Consider the following 13,647-nt stretch of genomic DNA (forward strand, 5'->3'; position numbering starts at 1 on the left):
GGAAGCCGGGAGTTCCCATGACTGACGCCCTACCGCGGACCCGCGACACCGAGGAGTCCGCGTCCCGCCCGGACGGGCTGTCCGAGGCCAAACGGCAGCTGCTGGACCGGTGGCTGGCCGGCGCGGCCCGGCCGCAGGCCATCCCCCGCCGCCCGGCCGGCGGCCCGGTGGCCGCCACCCGCCCGCAGCGCCGGATGTGGGTCCACGCGAAGCTGCACCCCGGCACCGCCGCCTACAACATCGGGCAGGCGGTCCGGCTGACCGGCCCGCTGGACCGGGACGCGCTGCGCGCCACGCTCGCCGAACTCCTGCGCCGCCACGACGCGTTGCGTACCACCTTCACCGAGATCGACGGGCTGCCCCACCAGGTGGTCGCCGACCGTCTCGAACCGCCCCTGGCCTACGCCGACTCGGGCGGCGACCGGGCCGTGGAGACGGGCTGGCTGGCCGCCCTCGACACCGCTCCCTTCGACCTGGGCGACGGCCCGCTGATCCGCTTCGGGCTGCTGCGGCACACCGACGACGAGCACCTGCTGATGACCGTCGTGCACCACGCGGTGGCCGACGGCCTGTCCCTCGGTATCCTGCTGCGCGAACTGCGCGGCCTGTACACCGCGTTCAGCGCCGGCCGGCCGAGCCCGCTGCCAGAACCGCGGCTCGCCTTCGCCGACTACGCCCACTGGCGGGACGCCCGCGAGGCCGGCCCGGAGCACGCCGAGCAGGTGGCCGCCTGGCGCCGCGCGCTGGGCGACGAGCAGCCCCGCCTGGACCTGCCCACCGACCGGCCGAGGCCGGCCGTGCCCGGCTCCCGGGGCGTCTCGCACCGCTTCACCCTCGCCCCGGCCGCCTGGAGCGCGGTCCGCGCGCTGGCCAGGCGGCACGAGGCCACCCCGTACATGGCCGCGGTGACCGCCCTGACCGCCCTGCTGCACCGCTACACCGGGCAGCGGGACATCGCCGTCGGCTCCGTCGTGCACGGCCGGGAACGCCCGGAACTGGAGGAGTGCGTCGGCTGCTTCGCCGACACCGTGGTGCTGCGGACCGCCGTGGACGGCGACACCGCGTTCGGCGAGCTGCTCGACCGGGTCCGCGCCACCTGCCACGACGCGTACGCCCGCCAGGACGTGTCCCTGGACGTCCTCGCCGCCGAACTGCGCTGGGACCGCTCACCGGGCGCCGGGCCCGTACCGCAGGTGCTGGCCGTGATGCAGAACCCGCCGGAGGCCGCCGACTTCGCCGGGCTGCGGGCCGAACCCGTGGAGCAGGAGGTCGACTCGGCGCGCTTCGACCTGGTGCTCAACTGCTGGGAGGCCGACGGCACCCTGCACGGCGCGATCACCGGCAACACCGACCTGTACGACGCCGGCACGGTGGCCCGCTACGCCGCCCACCTGGTCCGGCTGCTGGAGTCCGTCGCCGCCGACGGGGCGGCCGCCACGGTGGCGGACCTGGAGATCCTGCCCGCCGAGGAGCGGGAGCTGCTGCGGCGGTGGGGCCGGCCGGCCGAGGGCGACGACCCGCTCGTCGGGCGTGACCTCGCGGGCCTGGTACGCGACGCCGCCCGGCGCGACCCCGCCGCCGTGGCCGTCGAGTGCGGCACGGCCACCCTGACGTACGCCGGGCTCGAAGCCCGCGCCGAGGCGCTCGCGGCCCGGCTGCGCGGCGCCGGTGTCGGTCCGGAAACCCTGGTCGGGGTGCTGCTGGACCGCTCGGTGGAACTGGTCGTGGCGCTGCTGGCGGTGCTCAAGGCCGAGGGCGCGTTCGTCCCGCTGGAGGTCTCCTGGCCGGCCGCCCGGGTCTGGGACATCGCCGACCGCTGCGGACTGCGCCTGGTGGTGGGGGAGGAGGCGGCCGAACTGCTGCTGGCGGGCAGCGACATCGAGGTCCTGCGGCCCGGCGGAGCCGGTTCGGCCGGCGGTACGGAGCCCGCAGGGCCGGCGGGAGCCGCCGGCGCGACCGGGGCCGTGACCGCCGTCACCGGCACCGCCGCCGCGCCCGCCGAAGTGCCGGACGCCCCCGTGGACATGGAGCGCCTCGCCTACGTGATCCACACCTCCGGCTCCACCGGCACCCCGAAGGGCGTGATGATCCGCCAGCAGGCCGTCTGCAACCGCATGCTGTGGCAGATCGGCAAGCTCGGCCTGCGCGCCGACGACGCCGTGCTCCACAAGGCGCCGCTCGGCTTCGACATCTCGGTCAACGAGATCTTCCTGCCGCTGGTGGCCGGCGCCCGCCTGGTCGTCGCCGAACCCGGCGGCGACGGCGACGTCGACCGGCTGCTGACCACGATCCAGCGGCACCGCGTCACCTTCCTCTACATCGTCGCCTCCATGCTCGACGTCCTGCTGGAACGCGACGACGCGGCGGCCCGGATCGGCTCGCTGCGGCACCTGTGGTGCGGCGGCGAGGCCCTGACCCCCGACCTGTACGGGCGGTTCCGCCGGGTGTCCGACGCCCGCATGTACCACGGCTACGGCCCGGCCGAGACGACCATCGGGGTCAGCTGCCGGGTCTTCGAACCCGGCGAGCCGGCCGAGCACATCACCATCGGCCGACCCAACCCGAACACCCGGCTGTACGTGCTGGACGCGGCGTTCCGCCCGGTGCCGATCGGGGTACGCGGCGAACTCCACGTCGGAGGGCTGCCGTTGGCCCGCGGGTACCTCGGCGACCCGGAGCGTACGGCGGAGAGCTTCGTCGCCGACCCCTACGCCGACAGCGCCGACGGGCGGATGTACCGCACCGGTGACCTCGCGAGGTTCCGCGCCGACGGCGAGATCGAGTTCCTGGGCCGGCTCGACGACCAGGTGAAGATCCGCGGCTTCCGGGTCGAGCCGGGAGAGGTCGCCGCGGTACTGGCCCGGCACCCCCGGGTCCGGCAGTCGTCGGTGGTGGCCAGGGCCGCCGCGGGCGGCGGCCACGAACTGATCGGCTACTGCTCGGTGACCTCCGGCCCGGCCCAGGACCCGGCGGAGGCCGAGGGCGAGGCGCTGCGCGGCTGGCTGGGAGGACTGCTGCCCGCGCACGCCGTGCCCCGCGCGGTCGTGGTGCTGCCGGACCTGCCGCTGACCGGCGCGGGCAAGGTGGACCGCAAGGCGCTCGCCGCCGTCCCGCTGCCCGCCCCCGACGGCGCGGGCGCCTACACCGTCCCGGCGCCGGGCATCCAGGACGGCGTCGCCCGGATCTGGGCGGAGGTGCTGGAGACCGGGCAGGTCGGGGCGCACGACAACTTCTTCGACCTCGGCGGCCACTCGCTCCTCGTCATCCGGGTGCAGACCCTGATCAGGCAGCGGCTCGGGCACGAGGTGCCGCTGCTGGCCCTGTTCGGCAACGCCACCGTGGCCCGCCTCGCCGCCTACATCGAGTCCGCCGGCGGCGCGGGCACCGACCGGGCCGCCCCGGCCGTGGCCGCCGAGTCCGACGCCCGCGCCCGGGCGCTGCGCGGCCGGGAGGCCCTGTCCCGCCGCAGGTCCCGCCGACCGGGCCCGCCGGCGACCGGACCGGAACCGGCGGATCGGCCGGCCGCGGAGCAACCGGCCGGCGGCCGGTTCACGGCGGACGATCCGCTGCCGGACCGGCCCCTCGCGGACCGGACCAACGCCGACCGGCCCCCGGCGGACCCGCTGGCCCCGGACCGACTCCGCCAGGACCGGGAGGCCGCGGACCGGCCGCCGGCTGAGCCGCCCAGCGCGGCCGACGCGCCCCCCGGACGGCCTCCGGAGGACCGGGCGCCCTTGGACCCGTCCCTTCCGGACCACCGCACCCCGACCGACGAGGAGTCCGCGCGATGACCCCCGCACCGGACCGCGCCCCCGCTCAGCGCCCGCCCGGCGGGCCCGGCCCCTTCCCGCTGACCGACACCCAGCAGGCGTACCTCGTCGGGCGCGGCGACCTCTACCCGCTGGGCAACGTCAGCACGCACGCCTACCTGGAACTCGAAGGCCCGCTGGACGTCGGCCGGTTCGTCCGCGCCTGGCGGCTGCTGGTGGACCGGCATCCGATGCTGCGTGCGGTCGTCGACCCGGACCGGCAGGAGCAGCGGGTGCTGCCCGAGGTGCCCGATCCGCCGATCGAGATCGTCGACCTGCGCGACCGGACCCGGCAGGAGGCGCACGCCGCCCTCGCCGGCCTGCGGGAGCGGCTGTCGCACGAGGTGCGGCCCGCCGACCGCTGGCCGCTGTTCTCGGTCGCGGTCTGCCTGCTGGGCGACGGCCTCTGCCGGGTGCATGTGGGCTTCGACGGGCTGACCGTGGACTGGGCCAGCTGGCACGTCATGTACCGGGACCTGTCCGCGTACTACGAGGACCCGGACACCCGGCTGCCCGCGCCGCAGGCCACGTTCGAGGAGTACCTGCGGGCGTCCGCCGAACCGGGCGACGACCAAGCCGCCGCCGAGGCCGAGGAGTTCTGGCGCGAGCGGCTGCGCGACCTGCCGGCCGCCCCCGCGCTGCCGCTGCGGGTCGATCCCGACTCGGTGGACCGGCCCCGGTTCGTCCGCCGCGAGGCACTGCTGGACCGCGACACCTGGACCCGGCTGCGGCAGCGCGCGGCGGCCAACGGCCTGACGCCCACCGGGGTGGTGCTCGCCGCGTACGCGGAGGTGATCGCCCGGTGGAGCACGACCGACCGCTTCACCCTCAACGTGCCCAGCATGAACCGCGACCCGCTGGTGCCCGGTGTCGCGGACCTGGTCGGCGAGTTCGCCTCCTTCACGCTCGTCGAGGCCGACCACCGCGGCCCCGGTACCTTCACCGCCCGCGCCAGGGCCCTGCAACGCCGCCTCCTGGAGGGACTGGAGCACCGGGAACCGGGCGGGGTACGGCTGCTGCGCGAGCTCACCCGGGCCGGCGACGGCGAGCAGGCCCGGATGCCGATCGTCCTGACCAGCACCCTCGCCCTCGGCACCCCGCGGCCGCACGCGCTGGAACGCGCCCTCACCCAGGTCCACGGCATCACCCAGACCCCCCAAGTCCACCTGGACGCCCAGGTGGAGGACCGCAGGGGCGCCCTCGCCTGCAACTGGGACGCGGTGGAGGAGCTCTTCCCGCCCGGCGTGCTGGACGCCATGTTCGGCGCCTGGACCGCGCTGCTCGGCCGGCTCGCCGACGACCCCGCGGTCTGGGAGCTGGAGGAGACGGTGCCGCTGCCGCCCGGCCAACTGGCCCGCCGGCAAGCGGCGCAGGGCCGAGGCCGCCCGATCCCCGACGAGCTGGTGCAGGACGCGTTCCTGCGGCAGGCCGCCGCCCGTCCGGACGCCCCGGCGCTGGTCGGCTCCGCCGGCACCCTCGGCTACGGCGCGCTGCTGGGACGCGCCGCCGCGCTCGCCCACCGGCTGCGCGAGGAACCCGGCACGGCGCCGGGCGCCCTCGTCGCGCTTCTGCTCGACAAGAGCGAGGAGCAGGTGGTCGCGGCCCTCGCGGTGCTGCTCGCGGGCTGCGCGTACGTACCGCTGGACCCCGAGTCGCCGCCCGAGCGGCTGCGGTCGCTGCTCGGCGCGGCCGGCCCGGCCGTGGTGCTCACCCACGCGCCGCTGGCCGGCGCGGTACCGGCCGGGCCGTGGCGGGTGCTGCGGGCGGACACCGGGCCGACGGTCGCGGCGGCCCCGCCGCCGCCCGCCCAGGGGCCCGGCGACCTGGCCTACGTGCTGTTCACCTCCGGTACGACCGGCACGCCCAAGGGGGTGATGATCGAGCACCGGGGAGTGGTCAACTGCCTGCGGGAGACCGTCGAACGCTTCGGGATCGGCCCCGGCGACCGGTGCCTCGGGCTGACCGCGCTGCACCACGACATGTCGCTCTTCGACGTCTTCGGTGTGCTCGGCGCGGGCGGCACGCTCGTGCTGCCCGACGCGGCCCGCCGCACCGAGCCCGCGCACTGGCTGGAGCTGATGGACCGTCACCGGGTGACCGTGTGGAACTCGGTACCGGCCATGATGGAGATGCTGCTCGACCGGCTGGCGGACGGCGGCCCGGCCGGGGCCGGCACGCTGCGGCTCGCCTTCCTCGGCGGTGACTGGATCGCGCCGCGTACCGCCCGGGACCTGGCCCGGCGCCTCCCGGCGGTCCGGCTGGTCTCGGTCGGCGGTCCGACCGAGACCACCCTGTGGAACATCTGGTACCCGGTCGAGCGGGCCGACGCCGAGCCGCACTCGATCCCGTACGGCACACCGATCGCCAACACCCGCTACCACGTGCTCGATCCGGCGCTGCGGGACTGCCCCGACGGCGTCACCGGCGAGCTGTACTGCGCCGGGCCCGGCCTCGCCCGCGGCTACCTCGGCGATCCGCGGGCCACCGAGGCCGCGTTCGTCACCCACCCCCGCAGCGGCGAACGGCTCTACCGGACCGGCGACCTCGGACGCTACCGCCCCGACGGGGTGATCGAGTTCGCCGGCCGCCGCGACGGCCAGGTGCAGATCGCCGGACGGCGGGTCGAACCCGCCGAGGTGGAGGCCGCGTTGACCGCACACCCCGCGGTCGCGCGGGCGGCCGTGGTGCCGGTACGGCGGACCGGCGCGGCCGGCCACCGGGGACTCGCCGCCTTCGTCGTCCCGGTGCCCGGCCGGCCGGCGCCCGAGCCGGCGGAGCTGCGCGCCCACCTCGGCGCGCTGCTGCCCGGCCACCTGGTGCCGGGCAGCCTGACGGTCGGCGGGAGCCTGCCGCTGACCCGCAACGGGAAGGTCGACCGCGACGCCCTGGAACGCACCGCCGCGGCCGTGCCCGTACCGGCCGCCGCGGATCCGGCCGAGCGCGCCGACCCGCTGGCCGAGCTGATCGCCAGGACCTGGGCCGCGGCCCTCGGCCTGCCCCGGGTCGGGCCGCGCGACAACTTCTTCGCGCTCGGCGGCGACTCGCTGGTCGGCGCCCGCATCCTCGCCCGGCTGCGCGAGGTGTTCCCCGACGAGGACCTCTCGCCGCGCGCCCTGATGGCCACCTCGGACGTGGCCGGCATGGCGGCCGTCCTGACCCAGGAGGAGGCCGAGCCCGGCCGCATGGCGCAGATCGCCGCCGTCCACCTCTACGTCGCCGACCTGACCCCGGACCGCCTCGACGCGGAACTGTCCGCCGCACCCTCGGAGCCGGCGTCGTGAGCCGCCCGGAGCCGGCCCAGGCCCTCGGCACGCGGTGCCGCGCGGCCCGCGCGGACCGGGCGCGCGGCTTTGCCGGCCGTGCTTTCGGGGCCGGTGCCGGGAGGAGTGCGGGGACGGTCCCGGCCGTCGTCGTGCGGTTGCGGCCGGTGTGCCGGGACCGGGCGCGCGGCCCGGCCTGCCGTGCCTTCGGGGGCGGGGCCGTAAGAGGTGCGGAGCCGGGTCCGTTCGCTGCCGTGCGGTGGTGCGCCGGGGGCGGCGGTCGGAGGCGGGGGCGGGCGGTCGCGTCCTCGGAGGTGGCGTCGTGAGCGGGGACGAGGCGACGGTGGGGGAGCGCAGGCGGGAGCTGCTGCGGCGGATGCTGGCCGGGCGGGGGCTCGCTCCCACGGGGCCGGCCGCTCCCACGGGGCCGGCCGCTCCCACGGGGCCGGCCGCGGCCACCGGGGCGGCGGGGCCGCGGCTGCCCGCGCCGCTTTCGCACGCGCAGCGCCGTATGTGGTTCCTGCACCGGCTGGCGCCCGCCGACCCGGCGTACCACCTCACCGTCGGGGTGCGGCTGACGGGCCCGTTGGACGCGGCGCGGCTGCGGCGGGCGTTCGCCGCGGCGGCCGGGCGGCACGGGGTGCTGCGGACGCTCTACCGCGGCGACCCGCCGGGCGACCCCGTCCAGGTCGCCGCCCCGGAGACGGCCGACGTCCCGTTCGAGGTCCGCGACCTGCCGCCCGGTGAGGACCCCGAGCCTGCCGTACGCGCCTGGTCCGACGTGCCGTTCGACCTCGCCGCCGACCTGCCGCTGCGCCTGCTGCTGCTGCGCCGGGGGCCGGCCGAGCACCTGCTGTTCCTGACCGTCCACCACATCGCCTGCGACGACCTGTCCTGGGAGATCCTGCTCGGCGAGGTGTCCGCCGCCTACCGGGACCGGCCGGCGCCGCCCCCCGCGGCCCGCCAGTACGCCGACTTCGCCCGCTGGGAGGCCGCGCAGCCGCGCGGCGCCGCCTTCGAGCGCTCCCGCGCCTACTGGCGGCAGCTGCTGGCCGGGCCCGGCGGTGCGGTGCGGCTGCCCGCCGACCAGCCGCGACCGGGCCGGCCGCCCGGCCGCGGGGTGCGGCGCAGGTCCGCGGTGTCCCGGCACGCCGCCGAAGGCGTCCGGGCGCTGGCCAGGACCGAGCAGGCGTCGCCGTACATGGTGCTGCTGGCCGCAGCCGCCCTGCTGCTGCGCCGGCACGGCAGCACCGGGCGGATCCCCTTCGGCACGCCCGTGGTCAGCCGGCCCCGGCCGGAGTTCGAGCCGGTGATCGGCAACTTCGGCAACGTCATCGTGCTGCCGGTCGACGCTGGACCGCCGGGCGAGGACCCCGCCTTCCCCGAACTGGTCGCGCGGGTGCGGGAGTTGTGCGCCGAGGCGTACGCGCACCAGGACGTGCCGTTCGAGACCGTGGTGGAGGACGCCCGCCCGGACCGGGGCGGCGGCACGCCACGGCTGTTCGACGTGATGTTCTCCCACCGGTCCAGCCTGCTGCGCGGCCTGGACCTGCCCGGCGTGCGCTGTGCCGAGTACCCGCTCGACCCCGGGACGGCCCGCTTCGACCTCGTCCTGGACGTGGCCGACGACGCGGACGGCGGGGGCGGGATGACCGTCACCGTCACCGCCCGCACCGACATGTTCACCGCCTCCACCACCCAGCACCTCGCCGACCGGTTCGCCGCGCTGATCGAGGAGCTGGCCGCGCGTCCGGGGCCCCCGGCGCAGTCCGCCCACCCCGCCCACCCCGCCCACCCCACCGGTGCCGACCGCCCACCCGGGCCGCGTCAGGAAGAGACGACCGCCATGCCAGAACGCACCCTTCAGCCCGCCCCCCTCTCCGACCCCGTGCCCGACCCCGTGCCCGACCCCGTGCCCGACCCCAAACCGGCCCACGACCCGAACCACGACCCGGACTACGACCCGGAGCTCGACATCGCCATCGTCGGCATGGCCGGCCGCTTCCCCGGCGCACCCACCCTGGACGGCTTCTGGGAGGTGCTCGCCGAGGGCCGGGAGACCGCCGTGCCCTTCACCGACGAGGAGTTCGTCGCGGCCGGCCACGACCCGCGCGAGCTGGCCGACCCGGGACTGGTCAAGGTCGAGGCGGCCGTGGAGGGCATCGACCTGTTCGACGCGGCCTTCTTCGGCTACCGGCCGACCGAGGCCGAACTCCTCGATCCGCAGCAGCGGTTGTTCCTCGAATGCGCCCACCACGCCCTGGAGCAGGCCGGCTGCGCGCCGCGCGAGTACCCGGGACCGGTCGGGGTCTACGCGGGCGCGAGCCAGAGCCGCTACTTCCTCAACCAGGTCCACCCGCACATCGCCGGCGCCCCCAACTCGATGGCGCTGCTGCCCGCCGTCTCGGCCAACTCGCCCAGCTCCTTCGCCACCCGGGTCTGCTACGAACTGGGCCTCACCGGACCGGGCATCACCGTCGCGACCGCCTGCTCCACCTCGCTGGTGGCCCTGCACCTGGCCTGCCGGGACCTGCTGGACCACCAGTGCGACGTCGCGCTGGCCGGCGGCGCCTCTCTCAACCCGTCGCCCAAGATGGGCTACCACTACCTGCCGGACGGTCCGCTGTCCCCCGACGGGCGCTGCCGTTCGTTCGACGCGGCGGCCGACGGCATGTTCCCCGGTGACGGGGTCGGCGTGGTCGTGCTCAAGCGGCTCGCGGACGCGCTCGCCGACGGCGACACCATCCGGGCGGTGGTGAAGGGGTCGGCGGTCAACAACGACGGCGACCGCAAGGCCGGTTTCTCCGCGCCCAGCGCCGAGGGCCAGACCGAGGTCATCCTCGCCGCCCACGCGGCGGCCGGCGTGGCGGCGGGCTCCATCTCGTACGTCGAGGCGCACGGCACCGGCACCCCGGTGGGCGACCCGATCGAACTCCAGGCCCTCGTCGACGCCTTCTCCACCGACCCGGACACCGCCGACCGCCCCGGGTTCTGCGCCATTGGCTCGGTCAAGACCAACATCGGGCACCTGGACGCCGCCGCCGGGATCGCCGGGGTGATCAAGACGGTGCTCGCCCTGGAGCACGAACTCATCCCGCCCAGCCTGCACTTCGAGCGGCCCAACCCGCTGATCCCGCTGGACGGCGGCCCGTTCCGGGTCGCCACCGGCCGCACCCCGTGGCAGCGCACCCCGGGCGTCCCGCGCCGGGCCGGGGTCAGCGCCTTCGGCATCGGCGGCACCAACGCGCACGTCGTCCTCCAGGAGGCACCGGCCCGGTCCGCGCTCCCCACCGGCGGCGCCCCGGCCACCGACTCCCGCCACCACCTGGTGACCGTCTCCGCCAAGTCCCCGCAGGCCCTTGCCGAAGGAGCGGCGGCGCTGGCCGACCACCTCGACGCCCACCCGTGGCTGGAGCTGCGCGACGTCGCCCACACCCTGCGCTCCGGACGCGAGGAGTTCCCGTACCGCCGGGCGGTCGCCGCCGCCGGCACCGCCGCCGCGGCGCGGGCGCTGCGCGGCAGCGGCGGCAGCACCGACCGGGCGACCGACGGCAGACCGGTGGCCTTCCTGCTGCCGGGCGGCGGCACCCAGTTCGCCGGCATGGGCGCCGAACTCCACCGCGGTGAACCGGTCTTCCGCGCCGAACTCGACCGGTGCGCCGCGATCATGGACGGCCACGGCCGGGACCTGCACGCCGAACTCGCCCGCGACGGCGCCGGGTTCGCCGGCGTGGTCGCCACCGGCTACGCGGTCGCCCGCCAACTGGAGGCGTACGGGGTGCGCCCGGCCGCGCTGCTCGGCCACAGCCTCGGGGAGTACACCGCCGCGTGCCTGGCCGGTGTCATCTCGCTGGAGGACGTGCTGCCGCTGGTCGCCGAACGGGAGCGGCTGATGCTGCTGGCCGGCGGCGCCACCATCAGCGTGCTGCTCGCCGAGGAGCAGCTGCGCGACCGGCTCACCGGCGGACTCGGCGTCGCCGCCGTCAACGGGCCGCTGCACTGCTCGGTCTCCGGGCCGGTCGCCGAGATCGAGGCGCTGGAGGCCCGGCTGACCGAGCAGGGCGTGGACCACTCGCGGCTGCGGCTGGCCACCGCCGTCCACTCCGCGCTGCTGGAGCCCATCCTGCCGCAGTACGCCGAGGCGCTGGCCCGGGTCGCCCTGCACGCCCCCCGCGTCCCGCTGATCTCCAACGTGACCGGCGTCCCGCTCACCCCCGAGCAGGCCACCGACCCGGGCTACTGGCTGCGGCACACCCGGCAGACCGTGCGGTTCGCCGACGGCCTCACCACGCTGCACGACGCGCGCCGCCCGGTGCTGGTCGAGACCGGCCCCGGGCGGGGCCTGACCCGGTTGGCCGGGCTCCAGCTGGGCCGCGAGGCCACCGCCGTACCGGCCATGCGGCACCCGCGCGACGGCCACGGCGACAGCGAGGCCCTGGTGGGCGCGCTCGGCGCGGTGTGGGCGGCCGGCGGCACGATCGGCCGGCACGCCCCCTACGACGACCGCCCCCGCCGCCGCGTGCCGCTGCCCGGCTACGCCTTCCAGCGCCGCCGCTACTGGGTCGACGCGCCCCGGCCCGCCGCCGAGCCCGGCACCTACCTGATCCCGGACGGCCTGCGCGACCCCGCCTTCGCCCGCGCCCTGGACCTGGCCGCCGCCGGCAGCCGACTCCTGCTCACCGACCCGGCGGAGCCGGTGGACCCGGCGACGCCGTCGGGCCCGGCCCTGCCGGACCCCTTGGACCCGTCGGGCCCGCTTGCCGGGCCGACCCGCGCGGCGGTCGCGCACATCGACCCGGTGCGGGAGGCGGGCCTGCTCACCGAGGACGACGAGCTGCTGCGCCAGCGGATCACCGTCGTACATCCCCCCGCCGACCTCCAGCGCGACCTGGACCGGCTGTGCGCCCGCTACACGCTGCGCTTCCTGCACGACGCGGGCGTGCGTACCGCGCCCGGCAGCACCACCACCGCCGACCGCGTCGCCGCCGACATCGGCGTCGTCCCCGGCTACCGGCCCTTCCTGGACGCCATGCTCGCCATGCTGGCCGCCGACGGGCACCTGACCGCGGGCGCCGCCGGCGCGCTGACCTTCCAGGCGCCGCCCGGCCAGGACGGCGACCTCGGCGCCGACCCCGGCATCGACGCGCTGAGCGCCGCCGTACTGGCCCGCCACCCCGACCGCGCCGACGAACTCGACCTGCTGGAACGCTGCGCCGCCCGCTACCCCGAGGTCTTCACCGGCGCGGTGGAAGGCCACCAGGTGCTGCTGCCGGACGGCGCCGGCGACATCTCCCAGGACGTGGTGGACCAGCGGGTCGGCACCAGCGACGTGGCCGTGCACACCCGGCTCGTCGCGCAGGCGGTGGCCCGGCTGGCCCGGCAGGCCCGCGGCGGGCGGCTGCGGGTGCTGGAGGTCGGCGCCGGACGCGGCTACCTGACCTGGGACGTGGCCGACGCCCTCAAGGGCATCCCCGGCGTGGAGTACCACTTCACCGACCTCGGCAGGTCCTTCGTCCTGGCCGGCCAGCGCACCGCCGCCGACAAGGACCTCGACTTCATGCGGTTCGGCGTCCTCGACATCTCCGCCGACCCGGGCCCGCAGGGCTACCCCGCCGGCGGCTTCGACGTGGTCCTCGCCTTCAACGTGCTGCACGCGACCCCCGACCTGCACCGGACCGTGGCCAACGTCCGGTCGCTGCTCGGCGACGGCGGACGGCTGTTCCTGCTGGAGGCGACCACGCAGCGGCGCCCGTCCATGATGACGGCCGGCCTCTTCGCCGGCTGGTGGTACTTCGCCGACGACCTGCGCGAGCACTCCCCGCTGCTGCCGCCCGCCGGCTGGCGGACACTGCTCGAAGCGGCGGGCTACGACGAGGTACGCGTCCACCCGCGGGACACCGGGCTGCTGCGGGACGCCGACCACGCCCTGCTGGTCGCCCGCCGGGCGCTACCGGACGGGGCCGCCGAACGCAGCGCGCGCATCGGGCGGTTGGAGGAAGCCGGGGCGAGCGTGGAGATCCTGCCGCACCGGACCGCCACCGCGCTGGCCGCAGCCCTCGGCGCGCTCTCCGACGGCGGCGGACCGCTGGTCCTCAAACTCGTCGACGACGCGGCCCGGCCGGCCACGCCCACCCCCACCGCCGTCGGCACCACCTCCACGCCCACCACCGCCGGAACCGCCCCCGAACCGCAGACCCCATCCGGCGGCCTGTACGGAGGCGGTTCCGCCTTCAACCTGCGGCCGGACCTGGACACCCCGTACACCGAGCCGCGCACCGAACTGGAACGGACGGTGGCCCGTACCTGGCAGACCGTCCTCGGCGTCGACCGGGTCGGGGCGCACGACGACTTCTTCGACCTCGGCGGCGAGTCGCTGCTCGCCATGCAACTGGTCACCCGGCTGCGGGAGCAGCTGGGCGTGGCGCTGTCGGTCCGGGCGTTCTTCGACGCGGGCAACCCCACCGTCGCCGTACTGGCCGACCTCATCGAGGCGTCCCGCCGCGACGGCGCCCCCGTCGCCGCGGCCATCGCCCCCAGCCCCCGCAGGGCCGCCGCCCGGACCACCGTGGAGGACTGAC

At 76.8% G+C, this 13,647-nt stretch carries 3 protein-coding genes; all 3 read left to right on the forward strand.

Annotated features, from left to right (window positions below; all coding sequences use genetic code 11):
* Positions 1 to 17 precede the first annotated feature (17 nt).
* The 3 genes from RLT57_RS27630 (at position 18) to RLT57_RS27640 (ending at position 13,646) form a co-directional block, all read left to right on the forward strand.
* On the forward strand, positions 18 to 3,791 hold the full coding sequence (locus RLT57_RS27630) for a non-ribosomal peptide synthetase (RefSeq protein WP_311299961.1): 3,774 nt from the start codon (positions 18 to 20) through the stop codon (positions 3,789 to 3,791).
* Positions 3,788 to 7,090, forward strand: a complete 3,303-nt coding sequence (locus RLT57_RS27635; protein WP_311299962.1) for a non-ribosomal peptide synthetase — start codon at positions 3,788 to 3,790, stop codon at positions 7,088 to 7,090. Before RLT57_RS27630 ends, RLT57_RS27635 begins: the two co-directional genes overlap by 4 nt.
* Before the next feature lie 301 nt (positions 7,091 to 7,391).
* Complete coding sequence (locus RLT57_RS27640) at positions 7,392 to 13,646, forward strand: polyketide synthase (RefSeq protein WP_311299963.1); 6,255 nt, start codon at positions 7,392 to 7,394, stop codon at positions 13,644 to 13,646.
* The last annotated feature ends 1 nt before the right edge of the window (position 13,647 follow it).

It is taken from the genome of Streptomyces sp. ITFR-21, from assembly GCF_031844685.1.
Lineage (GTDB): Bacteria > Actinomycetota > Actinomycetes > Streptomycetales > Streptomycetaceae > Actinacidiphila.

What these genes read in the sequence shown, in the direction of transcription:
- RLT57_RS27630 (WP_311299961.1), top strand. Translation starts at nt 18, where the DNA reads ATGACTGACGCCCTACCGCGGACCCGCGACACCGAGGAGTCCGCGTCC.
- RLT57_RS27635 (WP_311299962.1), top strand. Translation starts at nt 3,788, where the DNA reads ATGACCCCCGCACCGGACCGCGCCCCCGCTCAGCGCCCGCCCGGCGGG.